13 protein-coding genes are annotated in these 17,034 nt (G+C 71.9%); all 13 read right to left on the bottom strand.

The window, feature by feature from the left end; translation table 11 throughout:
* Positions 1–6: 6 nt before the first annotated feature.
* Positions 7–975, bottom strand: a complete 969-nt coding sequence (locus ACSMXX_RS06980) for a bifunctional riboflavin kinase/FAD synthetase (protein WP_473183169.1) — start codon at positions 973–975, stop codon at positions 7–9.
* Between the two features lie 55 nt (positions 976–1,030).
* Positions 1,031–4,735: a trypsin-like peptidase domain-containing protein gene (locus tag ACSMXX_RS06985; RefSeq protein WP_473183170.1), complete on the bottom strand. Its 3,705-nt coding sequence runs from the start codon at positions 4,733–4,735 to the stop codon at positions 1,031–1,033.
* A gap of 196 nt (positions 4,736–4,931) precedes the next feature.
* A complete protein-coding gene (locus ACSMXX_RS06990) occupies positions 4,932–5,720 on the bottom strand; it encodes a DeoR/GlpR family DNA-binding transcription regulator (protein ID WP_473183171.1) in 789 nt (262 codons plus the stop codon).
* Positions 5,717–7,156 (bottom strand): MFS transporter, encoded by a 1,440-nt coding sequence (locus ACSMXX_RS06995; protein WP_473183172.1) that lies wholly within the window; start codon positions 7,154–7,156, stop codon positions 5,717–5,719. The genes ACSMXX_RS06990 and ACSMXX_RS06995 overlap by 4 nt, the downstream gene beginning before the upstream one ends.
* A gap of 66 nt (positions 7,157–7,222) precedes the next feature.
* Complete coding sequence (gene pdxA / locus ACSMXX_RS07000) at positions 7,223–8,254, bottom strand: 4-hydroxythreonine-4-phosphate dehydrogenase PdxA (RefSeq protein WP_473183173.1); 1,032 nt, start codon at positions 8,252–8,254, stop codon at positions 7,223–7,225.
* Positions 8,251–9,663, bottom strand: coding sequence for a four-carbon acid sugar kinase family protein (locus ACSMXX_RS07005; protein ID WP_473183174.1), 1,413 nt, complete (start codon positions 9,661–9,663; stop codon positions 8,251–8,253). Before ACSMXX_RS07005 ends, pdxA begins: the two co-directional genes overlap by 4 nt.
* A gap of 180 nt (positions 9,664–9,843) precedes the next feature.
* Positions 9,844–10,815: a tRNA pseudouridine(55) synthase TruB gene (gene truB / locus ACSMXX_RS07010; protein ID WP_473183175.1), complete on the bottom strand. Its 972-nt coding sequence runs from the start codon at positions 10,813–10,815 to the stop codon at positions 9,844–9,846.
* 3 nt (positions 10,816–10,818) lie between these two features.
* A complete protein-coding gene (rbfA, locus tag ACSMXX_RS07015) occupies positions 10,819–11,265 on the bottom strand; it encodes a 30S ribosome-binding factor RbfA (RefSeq protein WP_473183176.1) in 447 nt (148 codons plus the stop codon).
* 15 nt (positions 11,266–11,280) lie between these two features.
* Complete coding sequence (locus tag ACSMXX_RS07020; RefSeq protein WP_473183177.1) at positions 11,281–11,577, bottom strand: DUF503 domain-containing protein; 297 nt, start codon at positions 11,575–11,577, stop codon at positions 11,281–11,283.
* Between the two features lie 95 nt (positions 11,578–11,672).
* Positions 11,673–14,801, bottom strand: coding sequence for a translation initiation factor IF-2 (gene infB / locus ACSMXX_RS07025; protein ID WP_473183178.1), 3,129 nt, complete (start codon positions 14,799–14,801; stop codon positions 11,673–11,675).
* A gap of 157 nt (positions 14,802–14,958) precedes the next feature.
* Positions 14,959–15,246: a YlxR family protein gene (locus ACSMXX_RS07030; protein WP_473183179.1), complete on the bottom strand. Its 288-nt coding sequence runs from the start codon at positions 15,244–15,246 to the stop codon at positions 14,959–14,961.
* 61 nt (positions 15,247–15,307) lie between these two features.
* Entirely contained in the window at positions 15,308–16,345 is a 1,038-nt protein-coding gene (nusA, locus tag ACSMXX_RS07035) for a transcription termination factor NusA (RefSeq protein WP_473183180.1), read from the bottom strand.
* 2 nt (positions 16,346–16,347) lie between these two features.
* The gene (gene rimP / locus ACSMXX_RS07040) at positions 16,348–16,896 is read right to left on the bottom strand and encodes a ribosome maturation factor RimP (protein WP_473183181.1); all 549 of its coding nucleotides are present in this window, start codon (positions 16,894–16,896) and stop codon (positions 16,348–16,350) included.
* Positions 16,897–17,034 lie beyond the last annotated feature (138 nt).

The following is a 17,034-nucleotide window of genomic DNA, read 5'->3' on the forward strand; positions in this document are numbered from 1 at the left end:
CGTGCCTCACGCCGTACGGGCTTCCTCCGCCTCGGCCCGCGCCACCAGCGTCCGGCAGCGGCCGACGTCCTCGGCCATCCGCTCCATCAGGGCGTCCAGCGTGTCGAACTTCTCCTGCCCGCGGATGTACTGGAGGAAGTCGACCGAGACGTGCTTGCCGTACAGATCCAGGTCCACACGGTCGATCGCATAGGCCTCGACGGTCCGCTCCGTCCCGTCGAACTGCGGGTTCGTGCCGACGGAGATCGCAGCGGGCATGCGCTCGCCGTCGGCGTTCAGCCAGCCCGCGAACACCCCGTCGGCAGGTACCGCAGTGTGCGGGACGGTCTCGACGTTGGCCGTGGGATAGCCCAGTTGACGGCCGCGCTGCGCGCCGCGCACGACCACGCCCTCCACGCGGTGCGGCCGGCCCAGCACTTCGGCGGCCCCTTCGACGTCGCCGTCGGCGACCAGACGCCGTACCAGTGTCGAGGAGAAGGGCTCGCCGCCGCCGGCCGCGCCCCGTTCGTACAGGTCGACGACGACGACTTCGTAGTCGTAGGTCCCGCCCAGTTCCGCGAGGAAGGCGACGTCACCCGCGGCCTTGTGCCCGAAGCGGAAGTTGGGCCCCTCCACGACACTGGACGCGTGCAGCTTGTCGACCAGCACCTTGGCGACGAAGTCGGCCGGTGTGAGCTGGGAGAACTCCGCGGTGAAGGGCAGCACCAGCACCGCGTCCACGCCGAACTCCGCCATGATCTCGGCCCGCCGCGGGTGCGGCGCGAGCAACGGGGGGTGGCTCCCGGGGCGTACGACCTCGCTCGGATGGGGATCGAATGTGACGACGACCGCGGGCACGCCCAGTTCACGGGCGCGCTCGACCGTCCTGTTGATGATCAGCTGGTGCCCCCGGTGCACCCCGTCGTACGAGCCGATGGTGACGACGCTGCGCCCCCAGCCCTCAGGGATGTCCTCCAAGCCACGCCAGCGCTGCACGTCCCTGCTCCTCGCCGATGCCGATGGTTCCGCCGGTCCAAGGGTGCCATGCTGCTCAGTGGCGTCCGCACGGGACCCGCGCGTGGGCCGGGGCGGCCCGGGTGCGCTGCTCAGACGTCCGGACTGCTTCCGTTCGACCTGTTTCACCCTTTTCATGAGGCTTTCCGGGCCGTGCGCTGTGCGCCGTCGCTTCCAGCGCGGCCTCCAGCACGGCTTCGTCCCGCTCCCCGACGAGCAGTACGTCCAGCAGCCTCCGCGGCACGGGACCGGGCACCGCGGAGAGTGCTCGGGCGAGGCCTGCCCTCAGGGGCGCGTACGGAGTACACAGCAGCGCATCTGTCAGCAGCTGAAGGCCGGCGCAGCCCTCCGGGCGCTCCGTGAGTCTGCGCCGTACGAACGCGGCCAGCACGTCACCTGCGCTGCCCGGATGCGTCTCGGTGAGATCGCGCACCACTTCCGCGGTCGGTACGGCGAGCTCCGGGCGGCGCACTGCGGCGAGCACTTCGGCCAGGTGGTGGGCGCCGCTGCCGGGGTGTCCGCGCAGCCGCACGCGGAAGGCGGCGAGCGCGGATGCGGGCCGGCAAGCGAGTTCATCGACGAGCGCGTCGGACAGCTCCGCCGATCCCGTGGCCGCGAGGAGGCCGAGCGCGGTGTCGACAAGGCCCTGCCGCTCGGGCCGCTGCGGCTGAGGCTCCGACTGCGGCTGCGGCTCCGGCGCGAGCTGCCGAAGCCGCAGCAGCATCGTCACGGCGGCCGGGCCGTGCGCCGAGGAACCACCGGGCAGGCGCAGCAGGGCACGCGCGGCACGTTCCAGATGCCGGCGGCCGGTGGCCGTACGCACGTGCCGTGCCATCCGCGGCCCGTACTCGGCGGCGGCGATCTGCCGCAGCGTCCGCTCGTCGTGCGCCCAGCGCTCGACGGCGCGGCACAACGCGGAGGGCTCCTCCTCGGCCAGCTCGCCGAGGAGTTCGTCGGCACGTGGATGGCAGGCGTCGGTCAGCAGGTCGAGGGTCATGTCGACGGCCTGCCTGCGGTGCGTGTACAGCAGGGCCTGCGCGGCCGACGCCACGGTGGGCCGCGGTACTTCGCGGTCGCGGTCCGCCTCCGCGGCGGCGTCACCGGCGGGCTCCTCCGGCCGGGACAGCGGCCGCCGGTCCGTGAACCAGCCGCACAGCAGCGGCTGTACGGTCTCGGGCTCAGCGGCCAGCAGCTCCCGTACGACGTCGAGGTAGCGCTCCCCCACGGGGCCGGCAGTGACCGCACGCGGCACGTCGGCCGGCAGCAGCAGCCGCAGCAGCCCGGTCCGCTGCGCAGTCGGCAGTGCGAGCCGCCGCCAGAACGACGGCCCGAACCCGCATGCGCGCTCCCGGCCTTCGGCGGCGATGTGCTCTGCCAGCCCGCGCAGCAGCCCGTAGTACGGGCGGGCGTCCCTGACGCGCAGCAGCGTCTCCCGCAGCAGCCGCCCGGCCCACCAGCCGGCCTCGCCGTCCCCGCCCCGCGTGACGGCGTCGGCCAGCGGTCGCAGCCGCCTCTCCAGCGCGTACGGACCTTCGAGCCGGGCGCTCAGCACGAGCGCGTGAACGACGGGCCCGATCCTGTGCCTCGGCACCCGGACATCCGCAACGTCGGCCGCTCCGGCGGGCCTCGCCGCTCCGACGTCCCTCGCCCACCCGGCGCCCCTCGCCCCTCCGGCGCCCCTCTCCGACCCGCCGACCGCACCGTCGTCGTCCCGCCGCGCGGGCACGAGCGCCTCCAGCGCCGCGTCGACGTCCAGGTGCCGGCCCTGCAGCCAGTCCCCGAACTCCTCGTCGGCGAACCGGAACTGCTCCCCCGCGGCCTCCAGAACACCGTCCGCGAGCGCCGCCTCCGCCCAGCCGCCGTAACGTGGGAAGACGTGCTCGAAGTCCCCCCGGTTCAGCGCGCCTTGTGCGGCGCCCAGACAGCGCCGCGCGGCCTCGTGCAGGGCTCCCGACGCACGGGCCGCCGTGCACCGCACCGCACCGGCCGAAGCCGCACGGCCGCAGAGCCTCTGTGCGATGCGCAGCGCGACGAGGCCGAGATACGCGGAGAAGACGCAGTCCCGGCTCGGGGGCGCGGAAAGCGTTCCGTCGCCGTCTTCCGGCCCGGCGTCGCCCTCTTCCCGCCCCGCGTGACCCTCTTCCTGCCCCGCGTGGCCGTCTTCCGGCCCTGTCCTCCGGCCGCCGTCCTGCGCAGCCCGGATCTCCGACAGCATGCGCATCACCAGTGGATGCCCGGCATCCGCCGCGGCCAGGTCCTGCGTGCCCAGGCCGTACAGCTCGCGTGCGCGCTGGGCCTCCGGTGCGTTCAGATCGGCGATCCGTACGCACGGAGGAAGCCCGCGCGAGGACGATCCGCGTGCTCCTCCCTCGCCACCAGACCTGCCGTCTGCCTCGCCCCTCGTGTCGAACAGCAGCCCCGCGGGGAACAACTCCCCCAGTTCCTCCCACTGTTCGGGCCCGCACGCGACCACCATCCGGGCACCGGCGGCACGGAGCCAGCCCGCCGTACCGGCAGTCCAGCGGCGCAGTTCGCGGGCAAGCCGTGCGGGCATCTCCTCGGGCGCGTCCAGCAGCACCAGCAGCGGCCGGCGCGCCTCCCGCGCCAGCCGGGCGACGACGTCCGCACGGGATGCGGCCGCGCCTTCCGCGGCAGGCCCGTGCTGCCGCGCGACGGATTCCATCGCCCGTCCCACCGCCTCGCGTACGCTCCCGTCGCCCTCGCGCAGCTGCGCGCCCCGCAGCCACACCGTGGGTGCGGGTGCCGTGCCGCTCGCACGCCCGGCCGCGAGCGCGGCCAGTTGAGTCGTACGGCCCGTGCCCGTACGCCCGACGAGCGCCGTCACCGAGGCACCGCTCCCGCTGAACTCCCGCAGCGCACCGGTGACTTCGGGACGGTCCACGTGCCGCGTGGCGATTGCGGCGGCGCGTCTCATCGCCGGACGTACGGTCGCCCCCGTCAGCCGCAGTGCCCCCGCCAGATTGAGGTCCGGCCCGAACCCGGGAACCGTTGCGCCGTTACGGGCGAGGAGCGCACCCAACTGCCCTTCGGCGTCCCACAGTCCGGCCGTACGCAGCGGCACGGCGAACGCGGAAGAGCGGCCGGCGCCAGCGGCGTGCAGGGCGGTGCCCAGCACGGCCAGCACCGCACCGGTCCCGGCGTCGAGCACGGGAGCGCCGGAGGCCCGGCGGTTCAGCCGGAGCCGGGAGGCCGCGGCCTCGGGCAGCGTCAACTCCAGCGCCCCTTCCAGCTCCTGGAAGCGGTCGGTCGAGGTGTAGGTGACGGTGGTGGCGCCGCCGGCCAGCTCGGCCCCGTTCCAGACGCCGCCCGGCTGCCGCACGGCGCGTGCGCCGGCACCGTCCCGGCCGTCCCAACCGCCGGGGCTGCTCTCGCACTCCGCACCGCCGGAGCCGCTCCCGTCGTCGGCACCGCCCTCGTCCCCCCATGTGAACAGCCGCACCGGCGTACTCCCGGCCGCCGCACGTTCCGCCCCGATGAGAAGCGGAGCCAGCCCGAGACCTTCCGTACGGATCAGGGCGAGGTCCCATTCGGGGAGGGGCGTGATGCCGGCGGACTCCGCGAGGTGGCTGCGACCCCCATGGGAGTGCACGACGACGCGGGTGAGCCCGTCCACCGCCTCATGGCTGGTGATCACGGTGCCCTCGGCGTCCGCGACGAAGCCGGTACCGCGCGGCCGCCCCGCCAGATCGCGGATCCGCACCAGCGCCTGCTCAGCGAGCACCGCTCCCATCACGCACCGTCCAGTTGTGTCCGCTCGGCCGAACTGACCTGACCGTAGAGGGAAGTTGATCAGCGGCGACAGTGCATGCCGGGAAAGCGCCCCCGCCCGCGCCCTCAACTCATTCCGAGCGCCCGGCCGTTGGAGTGAATCCCGCCGGGCACGGGAATGCGGCGGCGATTCCGGATCCCGGACGAACCTACGCGGTGACCACGTCGCACTTGCCGCTCGCGGCGAACTCCGCCACCTGCTCGGGCGACGCCTCCGCGTCCGTGATGAGAGTCCACGGGCGGCGCTGACGGGCGTGGTACGGGAACGGGCTGTCGCCCAGCTTGGAGGAGTCCGCCAGGACGAACACCTCACCGCCGCGTTCCGCCATCAGCTCCTTGGAGTGCGCCTGTTCGAGCGTGGGGCAGGACAATCCGTCCAGTGCGTGCAGTCCGTCCGCCCCGAGGAAGACCAGGTCAGGCGTGAGTCGCCGGAGCGTCTCGTCCCCCTCGGGGCCGAGGATCGCGCCGTTCGGACGGCGCACGCGGCCGCCGAGTACGACCAGTTCGAGCCCCTGCGCCTCGGCGAGATGCCCCAGGGCGATGGTGGAGTTGGTGATGACTGTGAGTCCGCTGCGCGACCGCAACGCCCGCGCGAGCCTTCCGGTCGTGGTGCCCGCGTCGACGAGGATCACGTCTCCGTCGGAGACCCGCGAGGCCGCAGCACGCGCGATGGCCTCCTTCTGGGCGGGATTGCCCGACTCCTTCTCGTCCAGGGTGCGTTCGGCGGTGTGTCCGCCCGCGACGGCGCCTCCGTACGTTCGGTGGATGTGCCCGTCCCCCGCCAGATCCTGCAGGTCACGGCGGACCGTGGAGACGGAGATCCCGAACCGGTCGGCGAGCGCGGTTATCTCGCCGTTGCCCGCGAGGACCTCCCGCAGGATGTCGTCGCGGCGCTGTGCGGTGCCACGGCGCGGGGCGCGGGGACGGGCGGCGGTCATCGCGACTTCTCCGCGAAGACCTGACCGGCGCGCGTGCCGGCACCGGCTCCCGCATCCGCCTCGCCCGGGGCCTCGGCACCGCCACCTCCCCCGGGCTCGGCGCCACCACCTCCCCCGGCCTCGGCACCTCCGCCGGCATCCGCTCCCGGAGCCGTCTCCTCGGCCGGCCGCAGCCCCGCCAGCACCAGCACCACCGCAACGGCGAGGAATCCGGCGAGCACCCCGAAGCCGGTCACGCTCGTACCCGTGCTGTCGGTGAGCCAGCCCACCAGGTACGGGCCGACGTAACCGCCCAGGTTCCCGAGGGCGTTGATGAGGCCCATGGCCACCGCCACCACCTCGATGCGCAGCACTCCGCCGGGGATCGCCCAGAACGGCCCGTACGGTGCGTAGAGGGCGCCCGCGGTCACGCACAGGAGCAGCATCCCGAGGACGCCTCCCTCCACGACCTGTCCGAGCAGCAGCGTGGCCATCGCCACGACGAGCGGGACGGCCACGGCCTGGCGGCGCTTCCCGGTGCGGTCCGACCAGGCCGCGTTCGCGACCATCACGATCAGCGCGACCGTGAAGGGGGTCGCGCTGAGCAGTCCGACCTCCGTCGAAGAGCCGTCGTTCGTAAGGGTCTTGATGACGGAGGGCAGCCAGAGCGTGAAGCCGTAGAAGCCGGTGATCCAGAAGAAGTAGACGCCGATGAGGACGAGCACGGACCGCTGCTTGATGGCGTCGAGGTAGGAGCCGCTGCCTGCAGCGGGCTTGGCCGCCTCGTCCTCGGCGAGCGCCCGCTCGACGTACTCGGACTCGCGCCGCGAGATCCAGCGCGCCTGCGAGGGGTGGTCGGCGACGGCGAACCACCACACCACGGCCCAGATCAGCGGCGGCAGCCCTTGCAGCACGAGCACCCAGCGCCAGTCGGTGTGGTCCAGCATCAGTCCGGAGAGCGGAGCCATGAGGATCGAGGAGACCGGCAGACAGGCCATCCACAGGGCGTTGGCCCGCGCACGCTCCCGCAGCGGGAACCAGGAGGCGAGCAGGATGAGCACCGCCGGCCACACTCCGCCCTCGAAGAGGCCGAGCACGAACCGCGCGACGTAGAACTGCTCCTTGGTCTGTACGAGCCCGCACGCCATGGCGGCGACGCCCCAGGCGACCATCAGGATCGTCACGGTCTTACGGGCGCTCCAGCGCTGGGCGAGGATCGCGCCCGGGATCTGCAGGAAGACGTATCCCAGGAAGAAGATCCCGGTGACCATGCCCTCGTCGGCGGCGGACAGGCTCAGGTCGCCGTCCATGTAGGGCAGGATCACGGAGACGTTGCTGCGGTCCAGGAACGCCAGCATGTACATCACGACGGCGACGGGGATGACGTACGTCCAGCGCTTCGCTGGTACGGGCGTTCCGGCCGCCGGCGACGCGGGCGGCGGTGAGGCGGGGGTCATCTGCTGCTCCAACTGCGCTTGCGCGGTACGGGTGTTGCGGGGTGTTGCCGATGGCTGTCCGCCGACTCAGGCGCCGCCTCCGTAGGCCGCCCGGATGCGGTCGGTGAAGGCGCTGAAGTGCACTCCGGAGCGGAACGCGGCGGCCATGGTGCCCGGCGATGCCTTGCCGGTGCCGGCAATGTCGAACGCCGTGCCGTGGTCCACCGACGTACGCAGAATCGGCAGCCCGACGGTCACCGAGACCGTCCCGTCGAAGTCAACGGTCTTGGCGGGGATGTGGCCCTGGTCGTGGAAGTGCGAGAGCACGCCGTCGAATCGCCCCTGCAGGCCCTGGTGGAAGACGGAGTCGGCCGGGACGGGGCCGGTGACGTCGAGGCCCTCCGAGGCGGTCCTCTCCACAGCAGGGCGCAGCGCGGTGATCTCCTCGTCCCCGAAGTGGCCGTTCTCCCCGCCGTGCGGGTTGATGGCGGCGACGCCGAGCCGCGGCTCGTCGTGCCCGAAGACCCGCAGAGCGGTGGTGGCGTGGCGGATGCTCGCCGCGACCCGCTCCTCGTCGATCTGGTCCAGCGCCTTGCGCAGCGAGACGTGCCGCGTCGTGAAGAAGATCTTCAGTCCGCGGACCACGAACATCGTGTCGAAGTGTGCGGCGCCGGTCAGTTCACCGAGCATCTCGGTGTGGCCGAGGTGTTCGGCACCGGCGGCCCAGACCGCCTCCTTGTTGATGGGTGCGGTGACGATGCCGTCGACCTCGCCTGCCATGGCGGCACTGGTAGCCGCCTCGATGGCGGCCACGGCCGAGCGGCCGGCCACGGCGCTGACCTTGCCCCACTCCAGGTCGTCACGGGCGATGCCCAGGTCGAGGACGTCGATGGTCCCCGGCGCGAAGCGTGCCTCCGCGACGGAACCGACCGCGTTCACCTCGACGTTCAGACCGCACACCTGCACGGCACGCCGCAGCACGGCTGCGTCTCCGACGGCGATGCCGTGTCCGAGACCCGCGGTCTGCGGGTCCGCGAGGGTACGGGCGGTGATCTCGGGCCCGATGCCAGCTGGGTCGCCGAGTGTGACGGCGAGGACGGGAAGCCGGCGGCTGCTCATGAGGAAACCTCTTCTGCTGTGGGGTGGTCGGGGTCGGAACCGGGTGTGGAGTAGTCGTTCGGGGTGGTGCCCGGCGGGTCCGGTCGCTCAGGAGGACCGGGCGTCCCCGGAGCGCGGAGTGCGCCGCGCGTGTGCATGGCGCGCAACCGCTCCAGGCAGGCCACGGCGGCGTCGGGCCCGCCGATGAGCCCGCCCTTGGTCGCGAAGGGCAGACCGCTGTGCGGACCGCCGACCAGATGGCCGGCGACCGCCAGCGGCAGCACCTCGGCCTCGATCTGGAAGCCCTCGGCGCCGAGTGCGCCCGTGACCGCCGCGGCGACGTCGCCGCCGGAGGTGTACAGGCCCCCGGGGTTCAGGGCTCCGACGGCGTGTGCGGCGACGTCGGCGAGGCAGCGCAGGATGCGCGCCGCGGCGCCGGGATCGCGTACGGCACGCGGAGCGATGCGTACGCCGAGCACAGCGGCCCCGGAATCGGCGGCCGCCTGAAGCTCGCGGACGATGCGGCGCGGATCCGGCGCCGGTTCCTCCGGGTCCATCTCGACGTAGTGCGCCGCGAGCGCCTTCTCGGTCCTCGCGAGCTGCTCGTGCGTGGCTTCCGTGACACTGCCGACGATCGCGAGGATTCGGGGCGGGGAACCCGCGGGCCGGATGCCCAGCTCCGCGGCGAGCGCCGCGCCGAACGGCCCGGAGTCAAGGGAGATCCAGCGTGTGCCGTCTTCGGCGGTGATCCTGGCGGCCGCGGCCGCGACGGTACGCAGATGTTCGTTCTCGGTGGCGTCGCAGACCAGGACGCCGGCGGGCTGCCGCAGGGCCTCGACAAGGCCGCCGGCGCCGTCCTCGACGACGTCGAGCGGGACTTCGGCGGTGGTCTGCGGGCTCTGCTCGCCGATGACGGACGCGACCCTGGAGTGCCGTACCGAGTTGAAGAGGTCATGGGCGACGGGAGTACGGGTCAGGGGGACGCCGTCCACGAGGTGTATGCCGCCGACCGTGGTGCGTCCGGCGTCGGGGAACGCCGGAACCGCCAGTACCCGTACGGGAGTTGCCCGTACGGGAGTTGAAGCGCCACGGGCGGTGACCGCGTCGACCACGGCGTCGAGTTCACGGCCGGGGTTGCCGCGCAGCGTGGTGTCGACGCGCTTGACGACGAGGGTGTCGCCAGCGGCCGCGGTCACCGCTGCGTGCACGGCGTCGTAGCTCTCCGCCGGGGTGAAGCGCCGGGAGCCGGTGTTCACCACGAGGACGTCGACGGAGTCGGCGTACCGGGGCACCTGAGCGAGGTCGCTGACGGTGACGGTGTGCAGGCCGAGCCGGGCGAAGAGGGCGCCGGTGGCGTTGCTGCCGGTGAGGTCGTCGGCGACCACGAGTATCTGCGCCACGATGCCCTTTCTGCCCGGCTTCGCCCCCATCGGGCCTGGAGACCTCGACCGGAGCTCGACTTGACTGATTCACGCACACTTTCTTGCGTGTTTCGTTCAGCGAAGCGTCGTCGCAGCAGGCAGGGACTGTCAAGGGGTGGATGGAAAGGAGTACTCGCGCGAACCGCGCAACTTCAACAGGCAGCCGCAGCAAACCGCCTTCGACAGCGGCTAGACGAACACCGCGAGGCTCTTCGCGCGGCCGTCGCGCTCCTCGACGAGCGCCACGAGGGAGCCCTCCGGCCCGAAGACCGCGACGGGCACCGAAGCCTCCGCCGCCCCCGGCACCGGCGCACCGGCCTCCTCGCCCGCCGGCTCCCGCCCCGTCATGCTGAGTTGGACGCCGTTGCCGATCATCCGTGCCGCCTCCTCGTCCACGTCCCAGCGGGGGAAGGCCGCGGCTGCGGCTTCGGCGAGCGGCAGCAGCGGTACGCCCGTACCGCTGTCGGCCTCGCTCTGCAGCTGCTCCAGGGAACGGGCGTCCTCCAGCCGGTACGGCCCAACCCTCGTACGGCGCAGAGCCGTCAAGTGCCCGCCCGTACCGAGGGATTCGCCCAGATCGCGCGCCAGCGCCCGTACGTACGTGCCCGACGAGCACACGACGGAGACCAGCAGATCGGTGACCTCCGTGCCGTCCTCCGCGCGCTCCCTGCCGCGCACTTCGTGCACGTCGAAGGCGGAGACGGTGATCTCGCGGGCCGCGAGTTCGACGGCCTCTCCTTCGCGCACCCGCTGATAGGAGCGCTTGCCGTCGACCTTCACCGCGCTCACCTTCGACGGCACCTGAAGGATGCGCCCGGTGAGCTTGCCGACGGCGGCCTCCAGGGCCTCGCCGCTGATGCCGGACGCCCCGGGCGCATCGGTGACCTCGCCCTCCGCGTCCTCGGTCACTGTGCTCTGCCCGAGCCGGACCGTGGCGGTGTACTCCTTCTCCGTGAGGGCGAGATGACCGAGGAGCCGTGTGGTCTTCCCGGTCCCGACGACGAGCACGCCGGTCGCCATCGGATCCAGCGTGCCCGCATGCCCGACCCGTCGCGTACGGGCCATGCCGCGCAGCTTTGCGACGACGTCGTGCGACGTGAAGCCGGCGGGCTTGTCGACGACGACAAGCCCGCCGGGCTCCTGGTCCTTCTTACGTGCCACGGCTCATTCGTCCTCGGACTGCTCGTCGTCGGCCGGCTTGCGGTAAGGGTCCGCCCCGCCCGCGTAGTCCGCGCCGGATGAGGCCTTGCGGACCTCCTCGTCGGATGCCTTGGCCCGCTCCAGGAGATCGTCGATCGTACGGGCGTTCTCCGGCAGGGCGTCCGCGACGAAGCTGAGGCTGGGGGTGTGCTTCACGCCCGCCGCCGCACCGACCGCGGTACGCAGCAGGCCCTTCGCGCTCTCCAGGCCCGCGGCCGCCGCCTTGCGGTCCTCGTCGTCCCCGTAGACGGTGTAGAAGACCGTCGCCTCCCGCAGGTCTCCGGTGACCCGGGTGTCCGTGACGGTCACATGCGTGCCGAGCCGCGGATCCTTGATCCCCCGGTGAAGCGTCGTAGCGACCACCTCACGGATGAGGTCGGCAAGCCTCTTAGCCCGTGCATTGTCGGCCACTGGTCCGTCTCCTCGCTAATCGTCATCTTCTCCGTGGAAGCGCCGCCTCACGGACAGCAGCTCCACTTCCGGCCGGGCGGCCACGAGCCGCTCGCACCGGTCCAGCACGTCGGCCACGTGCCCCACGTCCCCCGACACCGCAGCCAGGCCGATCCTGGTGCGCCGGTAGAGATCCTGCTCCGCGACCTCCGCCACGCTCACCGCGTACTTGCGCTGCAGCTCGGCGACGATGGGGCGGATGACGGAGCGCTTCTGCTTCAGCGAACGCACGTCGCCCAGCAGCAAGTCGATGGAAAGAGTCCCCACATACACCTGGAGATCGTAGAAGATGCCGCCGGGGCCGATCGACGGAGTTTCCTCCGCCGACCGGCCCCGGACCGGCTCAACTGCCGGCTGACGTCAGAGCGTCAGCCGCGGGGCTTCTCCCGCATCTCGTACGTGGCGATGACGTCGTCGACCTTGATGTCGTTGTAGTTGCCGAGGTTGATACCACCCTCGAAACCGTCACGGATCTCGGTGACGTCGTCCTTGAAGCGGCGCAGGCCCTCGATGTTGAGGTTCTCCGCGACGACCTTGCCGTCACGCACCACGCGGGCTTTGGTGTTCCGCCGGACCTCGCCGGAGCGGATGAGAACACCCGCGATGTTGCCGAGCTTGGAGGAGCGGAAGACCTCGCGGATCTCCGCCGTGCCGAGCTCGACCTCTTCGTACTCCGGCTTGAGCATGCCCTTCAGGGCCGCCTCGATCTCCTCGATGACCTGGTAGATCACCGAGTAGTAGCGGACGTCCACGCCCTCGCGCTCTGCCATCTGCGTCGCACGCCCCTCGGCGCGGACGTTGAAGCCGATGACGATGGCGTCGGAACCGGTCGCCAGGTCGATGTCGGTCTCGGTGACCGCACCGACGCCGCGGTGCAGGATGCGCAGATCGACCTCTTCGCCGACATCCAGCTGCAGCAGCGAGGACTCCAGGGCCTCGACCGAACCGGACGCGTCGCCCTTGATGATGAGGTTGAGCTGCTGAACCTCGCCCGCCTTGAGCACCTTGTCCAGGTCCTCCAGGGAGACCCTGCGGGTGCGCTTGGCGAAGGCGGCGTTCCGCTCGCGGGCGGCACGCTTCTCGGCGATCTGACGGGCCGTACGGTCCTCCTCGACCACGAGGAAGTTGTCCCCGGCGCCGGGGACGTTGGTCAGACCCAGGACGAGGACGGGGGTCGCGGGACCCGCTTCCTTGATGTTCTCGCCCTTGTCGTCGAGCATCGCGCGGACCCTGCCGTAGGCGTCCCCCACGACCATGGTGTCGCCGACGCGGAGCGTGCCCCGCTGGACCAGCACGGTCGCCACGGCGCCACGGCCGCGGTCGAGGTGCGCCTCGATCGCGATGCCCTGTGCGTCCTGCTCCGGGTTGGCCCGCAGGTCGAGCGCGGCGTCCGCGGTCAGCACGACCGCTTCCAGCAGCGCCTCGATGTTCTCGCCCTGCTTGGCGGAGATGTCGACGAACATGGTGTCGCCGCCGTACTCCTCGGCCACCAGGCCGTACTCGGTGAGCTGACCGCGCACCTTCGTCGGGTCGGCACCCTCGACGTCGATCTTGTTGACCGCGACCACGATCGGCACCTCGGCCGCCTTGGCGTGGTTCAGCGCCTCGATCGTCTGCGGCATGACGCCGTCGTTGGCCGCGACCACGAGGATCGCGATGTCCGTCGACTTCGCACCGCGGGCACGCATGGCGGTGAACGCCTCGTGACCGGGGGTGTCGATGAAGGTGAGCTTGCGCTCCTCGTCGTTGACCTCGGTCGCGGCCTGGTAGGCACCGATGTGCTGGGTGATGCCGCCGGCCTCGCCCGCGATGACGTTCGTCTTGCGGATGGCGTCCAGCAGACGCGTCTTGCCGTGGTCGACGTGACCCATGACGGTCACCACCGGCGGACGCGGCACGAGCGCCTTCTCGCCGCCCTCGTCCTCGCCGAACTCGATGTCGAAGGACTCGAGAAGCTCGCGGTCCTCCTCCTCCGGGCTGACGATCTGGACGACGTAGTTCATCTCCTCGCCGAGCAGACCCAGCGTCTCGTCGGAGACCGACTGCGTCGCGGTGACCATCTCGCCCAGGTTGAACATCACCTGGACCAGCGACGCCGGATTGGCGTTGATCTTCTCCGCGAAGTCGGTGAGCGACGCGCCGCGCGAGAGCCGTACGGTCTCGCCCTTGCCGCGCGGAAGCATCACGCCGCCGACCGACGGCGCCTGCATCTGCTCGTACTCCTGACGGCGCTGCCGCTTCGACTTGCGGCCACGCCGCGCCGGACCGCCGGGACGGCCGAACGCGCCCTGCGTGCCGCCACGGCCACCGGGACCGCCGGGGCGCCCCGCGAAACCGGGACGACCGCCGCCGCCACCGCCACCGGGACGGCCGCCGAAACCACCGCCACCGCCACCGGGACGACCGCCGCCGCCACCGCCACCGGGACGGCCGCTGAAGCCGCCGCCACCGCCGCCGGGACGACCACCGCCGCCACCGCCGCCGGGACGGCCGGGACCGCCACCGGGACCACCGCGGCCGGGACCCGGACGCGGAGCGGCAGCGGGACGCTGCGGCATCATGCCCGGGTTGGGCCGGCTGCCGCCTCCGCCTCCGCCTCCGCCGCCACCGGGGCGCGGACCGCCCTGGCCGCCGCCCTGCGGACGAGGCATGTTGCCCGGCGTGGCTCCGCCACGGCCGCCCGGCGCCTGCGGACGCGGACCGCCCTGGCCCTGACCCGGCTTGGCACCGGGCTGACCGGGCTTCGGCGCACCGCCGGGCCGCGGGGCCTGCGGACGTGCCATGCCGGTGGAACCACCGGACGTGAAGGGGTTGTTGCCCGGACGCGGCCCGGAGGGACGGCCACCCGGCTTGGGTGCGCCACCGGGACGTGCGCCCTGGCCGCCGCGGCCACCCTGCCCCTGGCCCTGACCCTGGCCCTGCCCGGGCTTCGGTGCCGCCTGACCGGGCTTCGGTGCCGCCTGGCTGGGCTTGGGAGCCGTCGCGCCGGGCTTGGGGGCGTCCGCCGAGGCGGCGGGCGCCGAGAACTCGGGCTTCGCAGGACCCGGCTTGGGGCCGCCCGGCTTGGGCGCCTGCGTCTCCTCCGAGACGGGTGCGGCCGGAGTGACCGGGCCGCCGGCTTCGCCCTCGGCCGCGGGAGCAGGTGCGGCGGGGGCCTCCGGCGCCGGCTTGGGGGCTCCCGGCTTCGGGGTCTTGGACTGGCCCGTCTTGGCGGCTCCCGCATCGGGCTTGGGCGCTGCGCCGGCGGGCTTGGGTGCTGCGGGCTTGGCGGCCGCCTTCTTCGGCGCCGCCGGCTTCGCCGCGGACTTCTTGGCACCGGAGGCTGCGCCGGCACCACCGCCCGCGTCGAATGCGTCGGTCAACTTGCGTACTACCGGCGCCTCGATCGTCGAGGACGCCGAGCGGACGAATTCGCCCAGTTCCTGGAGCTTGGCCATGACGACCTTGCTCTCGACTCCGAGCTCCTTGGCGAGCTCGTATACCCGGACCTTAGCCACTTCGCTCCTTACGGTCCGGGGGGCTCGTCCGCCGCCGGACCTTCGCTACTTATGCATGGGCGTACTCATCGCGTACTCATCGAGTGCTCATCGCAATCTCGACCTACTTCCGACTCGCGAGGTACCTCTCCGAACGGAGGGTTCCGAACGGACTGTCTTACGGTTCCGCCTGCTCGATCTGCTCCACCTGCCGGTGCAGCTCCGTCACGTCGAACGGCCCCGGGCCGCGGAAGGCCCTGTTGAACGCCCGTCGACGGACAGCCTGATAGAGGCAGGCTGACGTGGGATGCAGATACGCGCCCCGGCCGGGCAGCGTACCGCGAAGATCAGGGACGCATCGGCCCCCGGTCAGCACCACACGCAGCAGATCGGGTTTGTCCGAGCGCTTCCGACAGCCCACGCAAGTGCGCTGTGGGCATGCTCGGACTCGCGTCCGGCCAGACACTGATAAGTCTACCTCCCCGCACCGTCACACCCCTTCGGGGGTAACGGCCACCCTTATGGTTTCAGCCCTGCTCGGCAGCGCGTCCGGGCGCGGGTTCCGGCTCGGCCGAGACGGCTTCGCCGGCTTCTGCCGTGTCCGGGCGGATGTCGATGCGCCAGCCGGTCAGACGCGCGGCGAGGCGTGCGTTCTGGCCTTCCTTGCCGATGGCCAGCGACAGCTGGTAGTCGGGCACCGTCACACGCGCCGACCGCGCCGCCAGATCGATGATCTCGACCTGACTCACACGTGCCGGGGAGAGCGCGTGGGCGACCAGGTCCGCTGGGTCCTCGGACCAGTCGACGATGTCGATCTTCTCGCCGTGCAGCTCCGCCATGACATTGCGCACACGGCCGCCCATCGGGCCGATGCAGGCGCCCTTGGCGTTCAGCCCGGAGCGCGTCGAGCGCACGGCGATCTTCGTACGGTGTCCCGCCTCGCGGGCGATGGCGGCGATCTCCACCGAGCCGTCCGCGATCTCCGGCACCTCCAGCTCGAAGAGCTTTCTGACCAGATTCGGGTGGGTGCGCGAGAGCGTCACCGAAGGTCCGCGCACACCCTTGGCGACGCGCACGACGTACGTACGCAGGCGGGTGCCGTGCGCGTAGTCCTCACCGGGGACCTGCTCCTGCGGCGGAAGGATCGCCTCCAGCTTGCCGATGTCGACGAGCACGCTCTTGGGGTCCTTGCCCTGCTGGACGACGCCCGCGACGACGTCGCCCTCGCGGCCCGCGTACTCGCCGAAGGTGACTTCCTCCTCGGCGTCCCGCAGCCGCTGCAGGATGACCTGCTTCGCGGTAGTGGCGGCGATGCGCCCGAAGCCGGACGGGGTGTCGTCGAACTCCCGCGGCTCCGCCCCCTCGGCCAGCTCGGACGGGCTCTCCTTGGCCCAGACCGTCACATGTCCGGTCTTGCGGTCCAGCTCGACGCGGGCGTCACGGTAGCTGCCCTCGGTGCGGTGATAGGCGATGAGGAGAGCGGACTCGATCGCCTCGACCAGCAGATCGAGGGAGATCTCCTTCTCCCTCACAAGCCCGCGCAGGGCACTCATGTCGATGTCCACGGCTACGCCTCCTCCTTGCCTTCGTCGTCAGCGGCCGCGGACTCGTGCTGCGCTCTCTGCTCGGCGGCCTTGCGGTTGAACTCGATCTCGACGCGCGCCTTCGCGATCTCGTCGAAGGCGAGCCGGCGGGCGGTGGGCTTGCGGCCCTTCACGCCCGGAACCTCCAGATCGACGCCGGACGCGTCCACGCCCGTGATGCGCGCGGTCACCTCGCCGCCGCCGGCGCTCTCGGTGAGGTTCGCCTTGACCAGCCGGCCGAGCGCGCGGCGGTAGTGGCGCTGCTCGGTCAGGGGGCGCTCGGCGCCGGGTGAGGTCACTTCCAGCACGTAAGGGGAGCCGCCCATGGTGTCGCCCTCGTCCAGCGACTCGGAGAGGGTGCGGCTCAGCTCGGCGCAGGTGTCCAGCTGGACTCCGTCGTCGGAATCGACCACGACACGGAGCACCCGCCGCTTTCCGGCGGGCGTCACCTCGAGCTCTTCGAGATCCAGCCCCTTCTTGCTCACGAGGGGCTCCAGCAGTTCGCGCAGCCTCTCGCTCTGGGTGGTGCTCATCCGGGTGACTCCTCGGCCGCGTGTGCTGTTGTACGGGCGCCTGTGATGGGGAGGTGACGTGGGCGTGTACCGGCTCCAAGCCTAACGTCTGCCACGGGCGGCGCCGACCAGACGGGCGATCCGGGCGGGATGTCAGGG

The sequence above is a fragment of the Streptomyces sp. DSM 116795 genome (genome assembly GCF_055792905.1).